At 35.7% G+C, this 18,690-nt stretch carries 21 protein-coding genes and 2 pseudogenes; 15 read left to right on the plus strand and 8 right to left on the minus strand.

The annotated features are described in order from the left end of the window. Window positions 1-5: 5 nt before the first annotated feature. Window positions 6-1,253, minus strand: coding sequence for a conjugal transfer protein MobB (mobB, locus tag QWZ06_RS09770; RefSeq protein WP_290297596.1), 1,248 nt, complete (start codon window positions 1,251-1,253; stop codon window positions 6-8). Then, window positions 1,250-1,684 (minus strand): conjugal transfer protein MobA, encoded by a 435-nt coding sequence (gene mobA / locus QWZ06_RS09775; protein ID WP_290297598.1) that lies wholly within the window; start codon window positions 1,682-1,684, stop codon window positions 1,250-1,252. The genes mobB and mobA overlap by 4 nt, the downstream gene beginning before the upstream one ends. A 704-nt stretch (window positions 1,685-2,388) precedes the next feature. Between mobA and QWZ06_RS09780 the strand changes: the two genes are divergently transcribed. Genes QWZ06_RS09780 through QWZ06_RS09790 form a run of 3 tightly spaced genes read left to right on the plus strand, consistent with a single transcriptional unit; the run spans window position 2,389 to window position 4,104 of the window. Continuing rightward, complete coding sequence (locus QWZ06_RS09780) at window positions 2,389-3,075, plus strand: ParA family protein (RefSeq protein ID WP_290297601.1); 687 nt, start codon at window positions 2,389-2,391, stop codon at window positions 3,073-3,075. Between the two features lie 4 nt (window positions 3,076-3,079). Then, window positions 3,080-3,472: a DUF3408 domain-containing protein gene (locus QWZ06_RS09785; RefSeq protein ID WP_290297603.1), complete on the plus strand. Its 393-nt coding sequence runs from the start codon at window positions 3,080-3,082 to the stop codon at window positions 3,470-3,472. An 11-nt stretch (window positions 3,473-3,483) separates the two neighbouring features. Next, window positions 3,484-4,104, plus strand: a complete 621-nt coding sequence (locus QWZ06_RS09790) for a hypothetical protein (protein ID WP_290297604.1) — start codon at window positions 3,484-3,486, stop codon at window positions 4,102-4,104. Between the two features lie 33 nt (window positions 4,105-4,137). Here QWZ06_RS09790 and arsB read toward each other — a convergent pair whose 3' ends face one another. From arsB to QWZ06_RS09810, 4 genes and pseudogenes are all read right to left on the minus strand, one after another. Beyond that, a complete protein-coding gene (gene arsB, locus QWZ06_RS09795) occupies window positions 4,138-5,169 on the minus strand; it encodes an ACR3 family arsenite efflux transporter (protein WP_290297607.1) in 1,032 nt (343 codons plus the stop codon). Between the two features lie 20 nt (window positions 5,170-5,189). Then, window positions 5,190-5,800, minus strand: a pseudogene (locus QWZ06_RS09800) (arsenate-mycothiol transferase ArsC). A 13-nt stretch (window positions 5,801-5,813) separates the two neighbouring features. After that, entirely contained in the window at window positions 5,814-6,287 is a 474-nt protein-coding gene (locus QWZ06_RS09805) for a DUF6428 family protein (protein WP_290297609.1), read from the minus strand. Window positions 6,288-6,343: 56 nt separating this feature from the next. After that, window positions 6,344-6,670, minus strand: coding sequence for an ArsR/SmtB family transcription factor (locus QWZ06_RS09810; RefSeq protein ID WP_290297610.1), 327 nt, complete (start codon window positions 6,668-6,670; stop codon window positions 6,344-6,346). A gap of 213 nt (window positions 6,671-6,883) precedes the next feature. Between QWZ06_RS09810 and QWZ06_RS09815 the strand changes: the two genes are divergently transcribed. From QWZ06_RS09815 to QWZ06_RS09865, 11 genes and pseudogenes are all read left to right on the plus strand, one after another. Further along, complete coding sequence (locus QWZ06_RS09815) at window positions 6,884-7,189, plus strand: DUF4134 domain-containing protein (RefSeq protein WP_290297611.1); 306 nt, start codon at window positions 6,884-6,886, stop codon at window positions 7,187-7,189. A gap of 10 nt (window positions 7,190-7,199) precedes the next feature. Next, a complete protein-coding gene (locus QWZ06_RS09820; protein ID WP_290297613.1) occupies window positions 7,200-7,532 on the plus strand; it encodes a DUF4133 domain-containing protein in 333 nt (110 codons plus the stop codon). Then, a pseudogene (locus QWZ06_RS09825) lies at window positions 7,529-10,035 on the plus strand (TraG family conjugative transposon ATPase). Before QWZ06_RS09820 ends, QWZ06_RS09825 begins: the two are co-directional and overlap by 4 nt. 21 nt (window positions 10,036-10,056) lie before the next feature. Next, window positions 10,057-10,689 carry a DUF4141 domain-containing protein gene (locus QWZ06_RS09830; RefSeq protein WP_149385572.1) on the plus strand — a complete coding sequence of 211 codons (633 nt, stop codon included), beginning with the start codon at window positions 10,057-10,059 and terminating at the stop codon, window positions 10,687-10,689. A 1-nt stretch (window position 10,690) separates the two neighbouring features. Then, window positions 10,691-11,683 (plus strand): conjugative transposon protein TraJ, encoded by a 993-nt coding sequence (gene traJ, locus QWZ06_RS09835; RefSeq protein ID WP_290297614.1) that lies wholly within the window; start codon window positions 10,691-10,693, stop codon window positions 11,681-11,683. Between the two features lie 12 nt (window positions 11,684-11,695). After that, a complete protein-coding gene (gene traK / locus QWZ06_RS09840; protein WP_290297615.1) occupies window positions 11,696-12,319 on the plus strand; it encodes a conjugative transposon protein TraK in 624 nt (207 codons plus the stop codon). A 10-nt stretch (window positions 12,320-12,329) separates the two neighbouring features. Next, window positions 12,330-12,599 carry a hypothetical protein gene (locus QWZ06_RS09845; protein ID WP_290297616.1) on the plus strand — a complete coding sequence of 90 codons (270 nt, stop codon included), beginning with the start codon at window positions 12,330-12,332 and terminating at the stop codon, window positions 12,597-12,599. Window positions 12,600-12,602: 3 nt separating this feature from the next. Next, entirely contained in the window at window positions 12,603-13,901 is a 1,299-nt protein-coding gene (traM, locus tag QWZ06_RS09850) for a conjugative transposon protein TraM (RefSeq protein WP_290297617.1), read from the plus strand. A 15-nt stretch (window positions 13,902-13,916) separates the two neighbouring features. Beyond that, window positions 13,917-14,819: a conjugative transposon protein TraN gene (traN, locus tag QWZ06_RS09855; protein WP_290297620.1), complete on the plus strand. Its 903-nt coding sequence runs from the start codon at window positions 13,917-13,919 to the stop codon at window positions 14,817-14,819. Between the two features lies 1 nt (window position 14,820). Further along, window positions 14,821-15,381: a conjugal transfer protein TraO gene (locus tag QWZ06_RS09860; protein ID WP_290297622.1), complete on the plus strand. Its 561-nt coding sequence runs from the start codon at window positions 14,821-14,823 to the stop codon at window positions 15,379-15,381. A 10-nt stretch (window positions 15,382-15,391) separates the two neighbouring features. Further along, the gene (locus QWZ06_RS09865; RefSeq protein WP_290297623.1) at window positions 15,392-15,841 is read left to right on the plus strand and encodes a DUF3872 domain-containing protein; all 450 of its coding nucleotides are present in this window, start codon (window positions 15,392-15,394) and stop codon (window positions 15,839-15,841) included. A 318-nt stretch (window positions 15,842-16,159) separates the two neighbouring features. Here QWZ06_RS09865 and QWZ06_RS09870 read toward each other — a convergent pair whose 3' ends face one another. Together QWZ06_RS09870 and QWZ06_RS09875 are read right to left on the minus strand one after the other, a co-directional pair. After that, a complete protein-coding gene (locus QWZ06_RS09870; RefSeq protein WP_290297625.1) occupies window positions 16,160-16,603 on the minus strand; it encodes a JAB domain-containing protein in 444 nt (147 codons plus the stop codon). A gap of 678 nt (window positions 16,604-17,281) precedes the next feature. Further along, window positions 17,282-18,277: a PDDEXK nuclease domain-containing protein gene (locus tag QWZ06_RS09875; RefSeq protein ID WP_290297627.1), complete on the minus strand. Its 996-nt coding sequence runs from the start codon at window positions 18,275-18,277 to the stop codon at window positions 17,282-17,284. Window positions 18,278-18,424: 147 nt separating this feature from the next. Between QWZ06_RS09875 and QWZ06_RS09880 the strand changes: the two genes are divergently transcribed. After that, entirely contained in the window at window positions 18,425-18,637 is a 213-nt protein-coding gene (locus QWZ06_RS09880) for a hypothetical protein (protein WP_290297628.1), read from the plus strand. Window positions 18,638-18,690: the final 53 nt, after the last annotated feature.

The following is an 18,690-nucleotide window of genomic DNA, read 5'->3' on the forward strand; positions in this document are numbered from 1 at the left end:
TATTTTTATCTTCTTTTTCTTTGGCGCTTTTTCATTTGAGATGCAAAAATTTGTTCCTCCTGATCCGTATTTGTATCTGACGACAGTAAGCTGGAAAAGAATCCGTCAAAAACTCCGCTGATACTATCCGTAAGAAATTGTTTTGTGCATATTTCCTGAGATAAATTAAAGTGATCGTTATGATCAGATTTTGTTTCACGCTTTATTTCTAACTCATTCCACAGTATATTGAATGAGTTGGCAGATAGTTCTTTACTCAGCTGGGAGCCATTCCAGACTAATTTCGAGTTATGGTCTATGAATGTAATTCCATATATTCTTCCCTGATTATTTTTTCTAATAACTGTAGCAATTCCCTGTTCCAAAAGTTGAGTTTTAAAAGAAGCTTCCGATTTACTCGTGCTCAGTGCAGTTTCTACCGTTCTTTTAAGAATATGTTTTGAAGGATCATTTTTCATTTTTAGTCTAGATTTTTCAATGAGCACCTGAATATTTTCTACCCCTGCATGTTTACCAAAAAGGGATGATTTAAAAGGATTGCTTACCTTTTTTCCATTTTGATCCGTTGCAAAATAGACGATTCCCTTTCTCTTCTTTCCATGCAGTTCTCCGCTAACCTCTTCACTTGAAATATTGAATTGAGAGAGTAAAGCATTATAAGCACCCATACTTTGAAAGCCATAGGTTTTAGGGATATACCTTATTACGGATGATAATTGTGTTTTGATATTCCCCTTAGTATAATCTACAGGTTTAAAAATAGAGCTTTGATTTAAATTTCTGTTCTCACCAGCGACTTTCAGGTTATATTGTTTTTCCAGTTTTCTGCAGGCTTCCATTGATCGCGGGTGATCATAGCGATCTGATATTTTCTTCCCATCGATCTGTACACAGGTGGTGACGATATGAATGTGAGTTCTATCAATATCCGTATGTTTAAAAACGACATAGGGTTGGTTCCCATACCCCATTTCCTGCATATATTGCTGAGCCATTTCTCTATAATCTTTGTCATCAACCTTATCGTTGGGGTCAGGATTAAGGGAAATATGTCTTACCGGTTTTTCAGTTTTGTTATTGGCAATCAAGTAGGGTTCAAAATACTGATGGAAAAATTTAACCGAATAAAATCGATCCCACAAATCGGGAATCTTATTAGTGAATAAAACCGTTCCATTTTCGTTGTCGACTTTTTGCTGATTGTATGAAAGGGCACCCCAAAGATTTTCACCTTTTCCAATTTTTGCGATCATTTATCAGTAGTTTTTTGAATATGGTTTTGATCAAATTCTTTCGTGAGTTCTATCACCTGTTTACAAATTACAGCTAGATCCTTGGTATGATTTTCCAGTTTAAAAAGATAGAAAGAAGCTTTTTTCTCCGTAAAATTTCGATATAAAATTTTTACAATCTGATTATAATTGTTTCCAATCGATTGAAACTGGTAAAAGAATTTAGTGAGTTGAGTATGATAATCCATTGTTGAAACATCCACTTTGACAATTTTTAATTCTCTCTGAAGCAAAATTGTTGTAATAAATTTTGCTTTGTTGCTCATGCCTGAAGATTCAAATAATTTTAGAAAACCGCTATTTTCTTCATCCGTAAGTCTAAATACATATCTATTTTTACTCGGGTTTAGCTTTGGCTTACGTCCACCTTTATTGTTTTTATTTTCGTTCATAATGTTCAATTTAATAATATCAAAATCACGACTTTGGAGTGGTTTTTAAAGCCCCAGCCAGGGCAAGTTGTTTTGAGGCACGAAAAAAGTTATGAGGCACTCAAAACATAACTTGCCCCTTTCGGGTGAAAGGAAATATCTTGAATAGAATAGATTTATAGCATTATACTATTCAGACACTTCAAAAAACTCTTCAATCTTCTGAAACAAAGTAAACCACAATCCATTAGAGAAACAGTATAGTAAACAAAGCCAAAGAAGGAAGTGTACTGCCAAGAATTACCATTAGATAAGCACTGAAATATAAATCTTTTTCATTTGCATTAGATGGAGGGCGGGACTAACTGCAAATCCGATAGAATCCTTTAACTCTGGAAATCCTGCATTCTTGCCATCAGGAATGTCAGCTGTCTGGATATCATTTTTGACAGATAGAAGTTAGAAATTCAATCTATCAGGATTGCAAGATGGATGAGATTCACTAACTAATGCTACAAGCCATTACAGCTTTCAGGGATCATAGCCAACATTCGTGATGGCGAAATATCATGCTTGATTTTATGATGTTTTGAAGGCTTGCTGTCCTTCAGTCTTTCAACTTTGGATTAACTAAAATTTAATATAATGAAAACAAAAAAACAACCCACAATTATTGCTTTTCCACTCAAAAGGGAGGCGTAGGAAAAAGCACATTTACAACATTAATGGCAAGCATCCTTCATTATCGGATGGGATATCAGGTTGCTGTCTTTGATTGTGACTTTCCGCAGTACAGTTTACTGCAGATGAGAGAGCGGGATTTAAAAATGGTGATGCAGAATGAGATTTTAAAAAAGATGGCTCACAAACAATTTACGAGTATTAATAAAAAAGCGTATCCCATTTTCCAGAGTAGAGCCGACCAAGTTTTAGAAGATATAGATGCTTATGTTGATGGCTCCGAAACAATTCCTGATTTTATATTTTTAGATCTACCGGGAACTGTGAATACCGCTGGTATTCTAAAAGCTTTGACGAAAGTCCATTATATTTTTTCTCCCATTACTGCGGATCGTGTTGTGCTGGAAAGTACGTTAAGTTTCACCGATGTTCTAACCAATGTATTGATGAAAGAAACTCAAACGGGAATTCGGGCAGTCCATCTTTTCTGGAATCAAGTGGATGGAAGAGAACGGACGTTGCTCTACAAAAACTACAGTAAAGTGATTTCAGATTTAGGATTGCCGCTTATGGAAACAACCATTACAGACAGTAAAAGATTTCGAAAGGAGGGGGAAACCATTACAAAGACTGTTTTCCGATCGACTTTACTGCCTGCAGATCCTAAGTTATTAGCTCAATGCAGGCTCGATCAATTTATAGAAGAATTTTTAAGAATTGTAAAACTATAAAAGTATGGAACACGATAATAACAGTAAAGATCACGGTATCGATGAACAATATCTGATGTCCATTATAGCAGGAAGTCCCAAGAAAGAAGTTCCTGTACAAAATGCAGATCCCCATAAAGAGAAAGCTGTAACAAAAAATAAGCTGAAGAGTCAGAAAAATAATGATATAACTTATAGGGAGCAGTTTCTTACGCATCATAAAATGACTAAGCGTGGTGATAAAAGTATTTATATCCGTCCTGAATATCACGAGCGCCTCTCACGCATTATTCAAATCATTGCCGCTGACCAGATTCCTCTATATGCTTATCTGGATAATATACTGGCTTATCATTTTGAAATGTTTGAAAAGGAAATCACTGATGATTTCAATAACAAGTACCGTCCCATCTTTTAATCGATCATCCTATGGAACAAATTATCATCATAGGTTTATTAATGATTCTTGTTTTAGTTCTTGTTAACAAAAAATTTTCAATCAATATCCGTGGAAAAGATAATGTTACTAAAACTAAGAATCTACCATCTATTATGGGTGATACAAAACAAAGAGAAAGACAAGCATCGCCAATCGATACGAATGGGAGACAAAATGAATCTATTTTACAAGCAGAATATATTTTTGAATCAGAAACCAGAGAAGCCGAATTTGACACTATGGGTCAGACTAAAAATCTGGATGATATTCTAGTCAAAAATGATGAATGGGAGCAGGAGAATGAAGATTGGAAATATGAGAACTCTACTATTGAAGGCGGGTTTGCTACAGGGGTTACCTTTCAGGAATTGAGTACTGTGGGTCAGTTGCTTCAACAAGACGTACTGAAACCTGACTTAGAACAACAAGCAGTCAACATTATTCAAAAAATTCAAGGAACCGAGCTTTTTGATCTTTTAGAGAACTCTTTAGGAGATGCTTCAAAAAGAATTGCCAGTTTATTAAACGAGAGTATTTCGAATAATGACAAGGCCATTCCTTATAAGCATAATAATTCTGTAGATGGTTTCGATATAGGGGAGTTTGTATAGATAAACTCCCTTTCTTCTATATTAATGTTCGTGTTAAGTATAAACCTTTTTCTTTAGCCATAAACTTATTCTAACAAGCAATATTAAAACTGGTACTTCTACCAAAGGTCCGATTACGCCGACAAATGCCTGTTCAGAGTAGATTCCAAAAATAGCAATAGCTACAGCAATAGCTAATTCAAAATTATTTCCTGTTGCTGTAAAAGCTATCGAAGCATTTTTATCATAAGGAATGTCAAATGATTTATTGATAAAGAAGCTCACAAAGAACATCAGTATAAAGTACACTATTAACGGTACAGCCACTTTTAAAACGTCTAATGGTAATTCTAAAATCTTATCTCCTTTGAGACTAAACATGAGTACAATCGTAAATAGTAGTGCATATAAAGTCAACGGAGATATTTTAGGAATAAACTTTCTATTATACCATTCTAAGCCTTTAGATTTGATTAATAAGTAACGGCTCAAAAAGCCTGCTAGAAAAGGAATCCCTAGATATATCAAAACACTTTCAGTAACGTCTCTCATTGATACAGTCACATTAAAATTAGCCAAACCTAATTTTTCAGGTAAAACATTGATAAAGAGCCAAACCATAAGACTGTAACTTAACACTTGAAATATACTATTTAAGGCTACTAACAATGCTCCATACTCACGATTACCTTTTGCAAAATCATTCCATACAAGTACCATTGCAATGCATCTCGCTAAACCAATAAGAATTAAGCCAATCATGTAATTGGGTTCATCTCTCAGGAAAATAATTGCTAATAAGAACATTAAAACTGGACCAATAATCCAATTAAGCAACAGCGAAATTCCAATTGCCTTTTTGTCTTGAAAAACTTTAGGCAACAATGAATAGTCAACCTTTGCTAAAGGTGGGTACATCATAATGATTAAGCCAATTGCCAATGGAATATTTGTTGTTCCGATAGATAAGGAATTGGTAATATTAGAAATACTAGGAAAGAAGTATCCTAAACCTATTCCTAAAAACATAGCCAAGAATATCCATAAAGTAAGGAATCTATCAAGAAATTTTAATTTTGGTTGCATTACGTTTGTTTAATCAATTCTTATTTTTTTATCTGTGAAAAGACAAAGAACATTTCTGAACCAATCTGTAAACTTCTTTCATTGTAAACCGCCGTTTGTTCAGGCGTATTATCCGAAATTTTAGGGTCTTCAAAAGTTATTGGAATGCGTTTATCTGCCCCTGCAATAAAAGGACATCCTCCATCTGCCTGAGAACAGGTCATAATCGCAACAAACCCATGGGTAGGATTAAATGAACTGTCATATCTCTTAGAAAAACCAATAATTGGGTGTTTATCTTCATCATACTTGATAGCGTATACAGGATTTTCTGTATCAGAAATTTTATTGATAAAAAGCCCCTGTTCTTGCAAAGTCTCTACAACTTTGGGAAACATGGCTGTTTCTTCCGTACCTCCTGAATAACAAGATACATACGGCAAATCATAATAAACGCTTGCAACTTGTGCCCAACTTGTGCCAAATGGCTTCTTCTTGAATTATGGGTACAAATAAAGTTAATGGTTACTTCTCTTTGTTCTTCAAACCTTTTTTGAATAAAATCAACTAAAGGTGCTAACGTAGCTTTTCTATCTTCACTGATTTCTTGATTTGTCAGTGATTCTATTGTTTTTAATAGTTTTTGATACATGCTATATTTGAATTTAGCAACAACCTGAATTTGGAGTGCAAAAAGAGGTTTGATTATTAGAAAGTTCAGATAAGTTTACTTTTTGTTTTTCAGCTGGAATTCCGCAAGCATCCTGAGCCAAGCACGCTGTTGTTTTATTTTTAAGAACAAAATTTTTCCCATTAAATTCCAAATCAAATTTGCCTATTGTAGTATTTTGATACTCAACTTCAATTTCGTCATTTTCAATACCTAGTTTTTCTTCTGATAGCTTAATAATATTTAAAAGTTTTGCGGGTTTTAGACGATGTTCAAAATCATCAGCATTCCACAATTGAAAGTTTACTACTTTTTCATTTCTAATTGTTCCGCCACAATCAATAAAATGTTTTGTTACAGTTCCTACTTCTGTTACATGGAAATGCTCAGGAACAAATGTTCCATTTTCTAATTGAAATTCAACATTATCCAATGTTGGTAAGATTTCTTTAATTTCAGATAGTTTCATAATTTTTTTTTATTGGTTAAATGCAATATTACGATATATTCGCATAAAAAAATGCCTTAACAGCATTTCTGATTTGTAGTCGTCAGAATTATATTTGAAAAATAATCTTTTAGTACTCCAAAAGTACTTTCATCAATACAGTAGCAAATCGCAGTTCCTTCAATGTTACCTTTTATAAGACCTGCATTCTTTAATTCTTTTAAGTGTTGAGAAACCGTTGCCTGCGCTAATGGCAATTCGTTAACAATATCACCACAAATACAAGTATTTACTTTCAACAGATACTCAATAATAGCAATTCTTGCAGGATGTCCTAATGCTTTCGCTATTATAGCAATTTTATTTTGTGAATCGGTAAAATGGTCAGTTTTTGTTACTCCCATAATTTCGTAGAATAATTATATCGCAATATTACGATTAATTTTTTGAAGTTCAAAAATTAATTTTAGTAGAATTGGTCATATTACTATTTAGGTGCCACTAAAAGCCATTCAGTTCCCACAGCTGAGATTTCCCGATAAGTCTGTTTTTCCAAAGCACATTTGCTCCTGAGTCCTGCAGAGTGCGGTTCTCATTAACAAAAAAATGTATACAAAATGGAAAAAAAGAGAAAAAAGCTGATCTATGCAATACTGGCAATTTTGGTTGCTCCGTATGCTTTTTCACAAGGTAATGGCAGTGCCGGAATCAATGAGGCTACACAGATGGTCACTTCTTATTTTGAACCAGCTACCCAATTAATTTACGCCATAGGTGCAGTCGTCGGACTCATCGGAGGCGTAAAAGTTTACAACAAGTTCAGCAGTGGAGATCCTGACACCAGTAAAACGGCTGCCAGCTGGTTCGGAGCATGTATTTTCTTAATTGTTGCCGCAACAATCCTTCGTTCATTCTTCCTTTAAAATGATGATTATGAATAGTTATCACATAAATAAAGGAATAGGAAGGACGGTAGAATTTAGGGGACTTAAAGCACAATACCTTTTTATTTTTTCAGGCGGATTGTTAGGAATACTCGTATCCTTAATGATCATGTATATGGCTGGAGTTAATACGTATCTGTGTTTAATTATCGGAGGTGTCAGCAGTGGACTTCTTATATGGCAAACCTTTACACTGAATGGAAAATACGGTGAGCACGGTCTGATGAAATTAGGAGCAAGCAAGAAGCATCCAAAATACATCATCAGTCGAAAGAGTATTTACAGGTATTTGAAAACTAACCGTAAAAGAACAGACGTATGAGAAATTCTTCCAAAGCAGCAACTTTGGAAAGTAAATTTCCATTGCTGGCTATTGAAAATGATTGTCTCATTTCAAAGGATGCTGATGTTACGGTTTGCTTTAAGGTTAAACTTCCTGAGCTGTTTACCGTTGCTTCCACTGAATATGAAGCCATGCATTCCGCTTGGTTCAAAGCTATTAAAACACTCCCGGATTTTACTGTGGTTCATAAGCAGGACTGGTTTATCAAAGAAAACTACAATCCTGATCTTTCAAGAGGAGATCAGAGTTTTCTTTCAAAATCATTTGAAAGACATTTCAATGAGAGACCCTTTTTAAATCATTACTGCTATCTGTTCATTACTAAAACCAGTAAGGAGAGAATGCGGATGCAGAGCAACTTTTCATCTCTATGTAAAGGAAAGCTCATTCCCAAGGAGATCAAAGACAAAGAAGTCATCAGTCGTTTTTTGGAAGCAGTCGACCAACTGGAGCGGATTATGAATGACAGTGGTTATATCCATCTGGAAAGAATGACAGAAGATGAGATATCAGGAACTTCAGAAAGGTCCGGACTACTGGAACAGTATCTGACACTATCCCGTGAAACCCATCCGTCATTGCAGGACATCAAATTAGGCTCAGAAGAAATGAGAATCGGCAACAATCGTATCAGTATGCATACGTTATCAGATACGGAAGATTTGCCAGGTATTGTTTCATCACACAGCCGTTATGAGAAGTTAAGCACAGACCACAGTGACTGTCTTCTATCATTTGCTTCTCCTGTGGGACTTCTGCTCAGCTGCAATCACATTTATAATCAATATCTATTCATTGACAACAGTGACGAGAACCTGAGCAAGTTTGAAATCTGCAAGGAATATGCATTCTCTGGCAAGGTATAGCAGAGCCAATCAGATCAACAAAGAATGGATTGAGAAGTATTTGAATGAAGCACATTCTTTCGGGTTACAATCTATCCGCGCTCATTTTAATATAATGTCATGGTCTGACAATCCTACTGAGCTCAAGCAGTTAAAGAATGATACGGGAAGTGCTTTGGCTTTAATGGAGTGTAAGCCCCGCCATAATACGACGGATACAGCTACCTTGTATTGGGCTGGAATTCCGGGCAATGCAGCAGATTTTCCAAGTGAAGAGAGCTTCTACACATTCATCGAACCTGCTGTATGTTTTTTCACAGAGGAAACCAACTATCAGGATTCACCTTCACCTTTTGGGATCAAAATGGCTGACCGTCTAACGGGAAAGCCTATTCATCTGGATATTTCAGATCTGCCTATGAAGCAGGGGATCATTACCAATAGAAATAAGTTTATCCTTGGTCCTTCAGGAAGCGGAAAATCTTTTTTCACCAACCATATGGTAAGACAGTATTATGAACAGGGCGCACATGTGCTATTGGTTGATACCGGAAATTCCTACCAGGGATTGTGTGAACTTATCAGGGGAAAGATGAAAGGAGAGGATGGTGTCTATTTTACCTATACTGAGGATAATCCGATCGCTTTTAATCCATTCTATACTGATGACGGAATCTTTGATATCGAAAAAAAGGAAAGTATCAAAACATTGATTCTGACACTATGGAAAAGAGATGATGAACCACCGACCCGTTCAGAGGAAGTGGCCCTATCCAATGCAGTCAGCGGATATATCGAAAGGGTTAAAATTAATGACCAGCATCCTTCTTTCAATGGATTCTATGAATACGTTAAAGATGACTATCAGAAAGTACTGGAGCAAAAGAAAGTCAGGGAAAAAGACTTTGATATTGCCAACTTTCTCAATGTGCTGGAACCTTACTATAGAGGAGGGGAGTATGACTATCTGCTCAATTCAGAGAAGCAGCTGGACTTGTTATCCAAGCGTTTCATTGTCTTTGAAATCGATGCCATTAAAGATCATAAGATTCTGTTCCCTATTGTGACCATTATCATAATGGAAGTCTTCATCAATAAGATGCGAAGGCTCAAAGGAATCAGAAAACTGATCCTCATCGAAGAAGCCTGGAAAGCCATTGCCAAAGAGGGGATGGCCGAGTACATCAAGTATTTGTTCAAAACGGTAAGAAAATTTTTCGGTGAAGCCATTGTGGTGACTCAGGAAGTCGATGATATTATCCAGTCACCTATTGTGAAAGAAAGTATCATTAATAATTCGGATTGTAAGATCCTTCTCGATCAGCGGAAGTACATGAACAAGTTTGATGATATCCAGACGATGCTGGGATTGACTGACAAAGAAAAATCTCAGGTTCTTTCTATCAATATGAATAATGACCCCCGGAGGCTTTACAAGGAAGTTTGGATTGGATTAGGTGGAACGCACTCAGCAGTCTATGCGACCGAAGTATCTACAGAAGAATATCTGGCCTATACTACAGAAGAAACGGAAAATGGAAGTGATGAATCTTGCATCAGAACTTGATGGTAATGTCGAAGATGCTATCAAGCGGATTTCTCTTAAGAGAATCAAATCGAATACAAAAGAAAATTAAATCATTTAAAAATTTACAACAATGAAAAATTTAATCATTAAAACCTTAATGGTAGCATTTTTTGCTGCCGTAACCTATACAAAAGCACAATTTGTCGTAACAGATCCCGCAAACCTGGCTTCAGGAATTTTGAATTCAGCCAATGAAATCGTGCAGACTTCATCAACGGTATCTAACGTTGTTAAGAACTTCAATGAAGTTAAGAAAGTATATGAACAAGGTAAAGAGTATTATGACCAGCTGAAAGCCATCAATAATCTGGTCAAAGATGCCAGAAAGGTTCAGCAGACTGTTCTTTTGGTAGGTGATGTTTCTGAGATGTATGTGAATAATTTCGGTAAAATGCTGAATGATCCCAACTTTAATGCTCAGGAATTAGCTTCTATTGCCAATGGTTATTCTGCGCTTCTAACCGAGAGTACGGAGCTATTGAAAGAACTCAAAGAGATCATCACTTCTAATGGTCTTTCTCTGAATGATAAAGAAAGGATGGATGTTGTTGACAGAGTCTATAAAGAGGTCAAAGCGTATCATAATCTGGTACGATACTACACCAATAAAAATATTTCGGTTAGTTATCTCAGAGCAAAAAAACAGAACAACACCCAAAGGGTATTAGATCTTTACGGAACCTCTAATCAAAAATACTGGTAAGATGGAACCGAGCAACTTACATGAAGTACTTCGTTCCGTTTATGAGGAAATGATGCCGATGTGCGCTGATATGGCGGCAGTAGCCAAAGGTGTTGCGGGATTGGGAGCTTTATTCTATGTAGCACTAAAAGTCTGGCAGTCATTGAGCCGTGCCGAACCTGTTGATTTGTTTCCCATGCTGAGACCTTTTGCCATAGGCATCTGCATTATGTTTTTTTCGACATTGGTTTTAGGAAGCCTTAATGGAGTAATGAGCCCGATTGTTCAGGGAAGCCATTCCATGTTGGAGAATCAGGTGCTGGATATGAATGATCTGCAGCAGAAAAAGGATCTTTTAGAACGAGAAGCGATGCTAAGGAATCCGGAGATGGCTTACCTTATTTCTAATGAAGAATTTGACAAAAAGTTGGAAGAATTAGGATGGTCACCATCGGATTTGGTTACGATGTCCGGAATGTATATTGAAAGAGAAATGTTTGCCATCAAGAAAGATATCAGAGATGGTTTTCGCGAGTTTCTTGAAATATTGTTCCAATCCGCAGCCTTAGTTATTGACACCATCAGAACCTTCTTTCTGATAGTCCTTTCCATCTTGGGACCTATAGCCTTTGCAATCTCCGTTTGGGATGGATTTCAGACCACTTTAAGTCAATGGCTGACAAGATATATCAGTGTTTACCTATGGCTACCTGTTGCTGATGTTTTCAGTGCCATTCTGGCCAAGATACAGACATTAATTTTAGAACAGGATATCGAAATGCTCGCAGATCCAAGCTTTATTCCTGATACTTCCAATACCGTTTACATCATCTATATGGTGATTGGCATCATAGGCTATTTTACCGTACCAACGGTTACAGGCTGGGTGATTCAGGCAGGAGGAGCAGGTAATTTCATGCGCAATGTTAACCAGACTGCTACGAAGTCGGGCAATGTTGCAGGAGCAGCAGTAGGTTCAGCAACAGGAAATATTTCAGGAAGATTATTAAAATAAAAATACAGTTCTATGGAATTTAAAACTTTAAGAAATATTGAGAGCAGCTTTAAACAGATCCGCTTGTTTACGTTTGTTTTTGCGGTGCTGTGCTTTGGAGTCGTAGGGGTCGTGGTATTTAAATCATACCAATTTGCCGAAGAACAACGTCAGAAAATATATGTTTTGGATAATGGCAAATCTTTAATGGTGGCTTTATCACAAGATATGTCGATCAACAGACCTGTGGAAGCAAGAGAGCATGTGAGACGATTTCATGAATTGTTCTTCACGATATCACCTGATAAGAATGCTATTGAAAGCAATGTAAAAAGGGCTTTCAATTTAGCTGATCAATCCGCATTCAATTACTATAAAGACCTTCAGGAAAAAGGCTACTATAACAGAATCATTTCCGGTAATATCCAGCAGAGAATTGAGGTAGACAGTGTCGTTGCCAACTTTGATACTTACCCTTATGACGTTAAAACATATGCAAGACAGTTTATAATCAGGTCCAGCAATCTTACCATCAGAAATTTATTCACTAATTGTTCATTGGTTAATTCTGTACGATCTGACAGCAATCCTCAGGGATTTACCATTGAAAAATTCAACGTCATTGAAAATAGAGATGTTGAAACTGTTGAACGCTAATAATACCGATATGAAAAAACTAAGAGATACAATCGAAAATTATATTGTAAAGGTTGAAAATCATTGGAAAGTTCTTCCAGTAGAGCGACAAAAATTCCTGACCAAGGTTTTCTTTGGCAGTTATGTTTTGCTGACAATTATTGTCATTATCAGTGTTTTCATTTCTACAAGTCAAAGAAGTAATACCATGTCTATCAATCATATTGATGGTATTTCTAAGAAATCGATCGAAAAAGATTCTGGACAGAATGATACAGTAGAATCACTCATTAAAAAATAGAATATGAAAGATTCACAGAAAATTAAAGTGACAGAAAATGATCTCTCACAAAATTTCAACGGAGTGAGTGATCCTCCCAAAGCTCAATGGGAAAGACTGAAGAAGCCCATCATCTATTTTTTGATGGCTGCTGTGTGTGCATCATGCTTTTACCTCATTTTTAAACCAAAAGCCCACAATACGATTATTGAAGAGAATGGTTTTAATGCCGCCATTCCGCAGGCAAAGGATGGTCAGTTGCAGTCTGATAAGCAAAAGGCTTATGAGCAGCAGCTGTTGGAGCAAAAGAGCGAAGAGAAAAGAAATGCTGTAACCACCTTATCCGATTATTGGAATGACCAAAGTGATTCAAATTCTAATAACAATCCATCAAGTGTAACGGCTAGAATGAATATTCTTCAGCAATCAGATCAGAATGCTCTAAACAGCTATCGCAATTCCCAACAGACCTTGAGCTCATTTTACAGTCGGGATGATCAGGAAGTCAATAATATGAGGAAAGAAATTTCAAGATTAAAGAATGAAGCGATGCAGAATAATGCTGCTCCCGCTGGCTTAGGAATAAATGATCAGCTAGAACTCATGGAAAAATCATATCAGATGGCAGCTAAGTACCTTCCAACGACTTCAAAACAGGAAGAGCCGGCACCAAAAGAAGAGGTCGAGAAGCCAACGGAAAAGAAGATTAAACTGACTTCCGCAAGGCCGGTACATTCCAATATTGTTTCTTCATTGTACAGAGAGCCATCGGATAGTGCCTTTATTGCAGGTTTAAATCAGAATAGATTTTATGATAGTCAAAATGATTCAGAGAACTTAGTTCAAGCAAAAAACGCAATAAGAGGTGTGGTCTATGAAACTAAGACTTTGGTCAACGAAAGTACATTATCCATAAGACTTTCTGAAGCAATGCAACTCGGACGAACTGAGATTCCATCGGGGAGTTTACTGATTGCTATAAGTAAATTTCAGGGCGGGCAGCTTCAGTTAAAAATATCCTCCATTCAATATCAAGGTAATGTTTATTCTGTAGAAATCAATGTTTATGACAATGACGGACAATTGGGTTTATATATTCCCCATTCACCGGAGCAGAATGCCGTAAACGATATTGTAGCCAATATGAGCCAGACTTCAGGTACTAATATTATGATGACCCAATCAGCAGGACAACAGATTGCAGCTGATCTGAGCAGGGGAGTAGTACAGGGATTGTCGGGCTATTTTCAAAAAAGAGTCAGACAATTGAAAGTAACTGTAAAAGCGGGCCATCAGGTATTACTCGTACCAAAAAATAACTAATCAAAAAATTAAAAAATGAATACACAAAAGAGCCATTATATTCTCATTATGCTATTATTTCTGTTGGCAAGCAAGATATTTGGTCAGGATTCTGTAACGACCTATGCTTCCTTGGAACACGCAAGATTAGAACCTTTCAAAATGCATGTCACCTACCATAAAACAAGTCACGTGATTTTTCCATCACCCATACGATATGTTGATCTGGGGAGTGAACTGTTAGTTGCCAATAAGGCAGAGCCTATCGGAAATATTCTCCGGATTAAATCGGCTGTGAGAGATTTTGAAGAGGAAACCAATTTTTCGGTCATTACTGAAGATGGAAAATTTTACAATTTTGATGTGTCTTACAGTTCTTATCCGGAAATACTCAGCTATGATTTAGTAAAGCTTCAAAGGGGTATTGAACAGCAATATGATACTGATGTATTATTTGAGGACCTTAAAGGAAGCTCAACTACTTTGACTGGGCTTATTATGGAAAATCTCTATGAGAAAAGCAATAGAACTACTAAGCATATTGTTTCAAAAAGTTACGGAATTGAGTTTTCAGTCAAGGCACTCCACGTTAATGAAAGCAAATTTTATTTCACATTGCAAATTGAGAATCAAAGTAATGTGACATATAGTATTGAATGGGTCAACTTTAAAATTGTTGATAAAAAGAATTTAAAACGAACCGTTGTTCAGGATAAGGTATTAGAAAAGGTTCGTACCTATTTCCCACAAATGAAAGCAGCTGATCATTCAAACATAAAAGGTGTTTTCCTGCTGGATCAGTTTACTCTTTTAAAAGATCAGGTGTTGGAAATTGAAATTCTGGAGAAGAACGGGGGAAGACATCAGAAGGTACAGCTTGAAAATTCAGATCTGATTCGTGCAAGATTGATAAAGAGTTTAACCATAAAAACAAAGTAAGATGAACAAAATATTTTTAGCAGTTATCCTAACGATTGCATTGAACAGCAAAACATTTGCTCAACAAATGATTCCTGGACAAGCAGGTGTTGAATTTTCTTATTCAGAATTTCCAAAATCTCCTGAAAAGCAAAATTATGCGCTAAGTGTGGGGCTTGTTTATTACCAAAGGAATGGTAATTATTTTTTCGGACTGGCAGAATATAACATAAAGTATTATGAATACACCAACTATAATATTCCGATAGATACGTTCCTGCTGGGCGGTGGTTACAGTTTTTATATATGGGGAGACTTCATGCGCGCAGTTAATCTGAATCTTGGAATCGGAGGTCTTGCAGGTTACGAACAGGTTAACAGGGGCAATGAATTGCTATATGACGGTTCATTGTTAACTGCAACAGGTAATTTTATTTATGGAGCAAATGGTAAGCTATCCATTGAAAGTTATCTGACGGATCATTTGGTTTTTCTGGTCAATGGACAACTGCGGTTTTTGAAAAATAGTCAAATGGCTCAGTTTCACTCTCTGCTGGGTGTTGGAATAAGATATAATTTTTAAAATCTTTAAAATGAAAAATATAATTAATAATAAGAAAGGAATACTCTTCAAATTTTTCATCATGGCAGTTATGGTCGGGTTACTTGTACAATCATGTGAAAAAGATGATTTAGAAATTCAACAGAATTATCCTTTTAAGGTATCCGTTATGCCTGTTCCTAAGGATATAGCTAAAGATGAGTATGTGGAGATTCGTATCAAAATTCTTCCTGAAGGTAATTTTGCTGACACCAAATATTATCTTCGATATTTTCAGTTTGAGGGAACAGGAAAGCTGCAGTATTATAACACTCAACCCTATTTTCCCAATGATATTTATCCTCTGTATGAGAAAGAGTTCAGATTGTATTATACTTCAACCTCCGAAGTTTCACAATCATTTACGGTATGGCTCTCAGACAGTTTTGGAAATGAGAATAAAATTGAATTTCAATTCAACAATAAGAAACTAAAAGGATAAATACAATTTCTTTAGCTTGCAAATTTGGTATCTCAATATATTTTCTCACCAAATAAAACCCTCCAAATTGAGTAGGGTTGGATAATTTGTACTACTTATAAAAATACTTTTGGGAATATATTTTAGAAGGAGGAAATTCTAAGACTGCTTATCCGACCTATTGTAACCCTATCACAATTATTAATAAGGAAAGGAGAAGTATTATTCTGTATTTGCGGAAAGATGATTGCCCCTAAAGGGCAACCATCTTTCCGCGACGCCACAAGAATCCAGACCGGGAATCGGTTCTGGATTCTTATTTTTCAGAAATTAAGTTTCTTATAAAATACCTTCATCGGAGAAAGAGAAGGAGTCTATTGAAGTTATTATACAATGATCAAGCAGGTTAATATTTAATAATTGTCCAGCCTCCTTTATTTTTTGTGTAACGTTTATGTCTTCACGAGAAGGCGTCAGGTTGCCGGAAGGATGGTTATGGGCTATAATAATTGATACGGCATTACATAATAATGCCCCCTGCATGATAATTCTGATATCAACAAGAGAAGAGGTAATTCCTGATTCTGATATTTTTTGTATTCCTAAGACCTTGTTAGCCTGATTCATATACATTGAGTAAAATGACTCTCTGTAGTCGATCTGATCTGCATCAAAATGTTCCCGGAAAATATCTGCAGCATCCTGGGAGTTCAGTACCTTTTTTTCAGTATTTCCTTTCCTTGTATAAATCAATTTGATCTCATTTACAATATTATATTTCATTGTTATTGCTCTGAGTACGGCAGAGCCTTTTGTTTCCCGTACTTAAGTTAAACAGCGCTTATTTAAAACACCTTTGAACTATTATGCACCTGATTTTTTTATCAAAAGTCTATCAATCTCTTCTCTGATCCATTCCTTACAAGCCTTTCAGGCTTCGTTTAATATTTTTCAAAAGAAAAACCGGAAAAAAGAAAGCAGATATGAAGTGTTGACAATGAAAAAGCCAAAAGGAAACGGAATAATTGGAGGGTACCTTCAGGGAGGAAACCGTTTATGCCGTAGTCTTTTGGCCGCATAAGCGACGGCAGGCAACAATACCTTAGCTGCCTTTTTACCGGTTATTTTTGGAAATGTTAGACCTTTCAATAAAAATCCAGTAGGATTAATGAATATAGAATCTTATTATAAAAATAATAAGATCTAAGGAGCGGGAGTTATTTGGACATGATTTGCCCAATAAAATCAATAAGTATTATTGATTAACTGTGTAGTTTTTCAGGGAAAATCAAATTGTACTGATTTTCCAATATAAATAATTTACGAACTTATCAAAATGCGCAACGGTGTCTCGTATTTCTGGTATGCATTAAAAGATATTTACCTGTTATGAGTGTTAGACAATTTAAAAGTATTTTGCTTAAACCTGAAAGGGTTAATCTTTTTATATATTTGTTTTATTTAGCTGAGGTTATCCAGTTCTAGTTTTAATCGATCTGCTTCGATAAGCTGTTTTAATTCTTTCTCATCGGGAAGGTATGTCTTGTATTTGCTTGCGAACAATTTTTCATTTTCAGACATAACAGAATATTTTACCACTGTTTCATCCTTTTCAGTACATAGAATGATGCCAATAGTTGGATTGTCATCATCCCTTTTTTTAAGATCGTTATACATCCTTACATACATATCCATCTGTCCTATAGCTTCGTGGGTTAATTTATGTGTTTTTAAATCGACAAGTACGAAACACTTAAGATAGTAATTATAAAAGACAAGATCTATAAAGAAGTCGGAGGTATCGGTAGCAATGTGCTGCTGTCTTGCAACAAATGCAAAACCTTTCCCCAACTCCATCAGGAATTGTTGAAGGTGAGAGATGAGGGCTGATTCTATTTGAGTTTCTGTCTGTGCTGTATCATTTGGTAATCCTAAAAATTCAAATATGTAAGGGTCTTTTATGAAAGATGAAACTTCTTTCTCATCATTATTCTCTGGAAATTTTAATAATCTGCCCAAGTACTGGCTGTCAATATTTCGTTGCAATGTTCTGGTATTCCAGTTTCCTTCAATGGAATGATCAATATACTGAATTCTATGATTCGGGTTATCAATTCTGCTTATAATTCTATAATGGGTCCAACTCAATTCGGTACGCACTGCGTTCCAAATTGGGAAAGAGTTAAAGAATGCCCTCATATTGCTCAGGTTTCTTTCATTGAACCCCTTGCCGAACTCAAGAGATAGTTGATTTGCTAAATTTTTAAGTAAATATTTTCCATAGCCAGCACGTTTTTCACCATTTTGCTCATCCTGGACAATAAGTTTACCTATTTCCCAGTACATCTTTAACAATATGGTATTACTAGTTCTGTAAAGGTTTGATTTTGAGTCTGCAATAATTTTAGCAATGGAATGATAAAGTTCTTGCTTAGGCTCCAGGTGCTCTTCTTTCATAGTCTCAAATGTACAAAAATTAGATGTTTTGGATAAAAAAAACTGGAGTTAATTAAATACAATAGAATGCCATCAAATACATTTTGAAGACACTTGGAAACTTTCAAGTATTGATGATTTTAAATTAATAAAATTAAGCCAATCATCATGAAAAAGCATAAAGAACGAAGTAAGAGATTATATTCGGAGGTAAAAAAATATATTCCCTCCATTGATTTAAAGAAAATTCCTCCTGATAAAGCCCTGGCAATTCTGAGGAAATCCGGTTATGATATTAACGAAGAACAATCGGAGGAAATAATGGAAGTTTTATATATTATTATAAAATTGACCCTCAAAGAATTTTTTACATCTGATTGATTATTTGTATTTTAGTGACATATTAGAATGATGAATTTCTATGGTGGCAACCT

The sequence above is a fragment of the Chryseobacterium tructae genome (assembly GCF_030409875.1).
GTDB classification, from domain to species: Bacteria; Bacteroidota; Bacteroidia; order Flavobacteriales; family Weeksellaceae; genus Chryseobacterium; species Chryseobacterium tructae.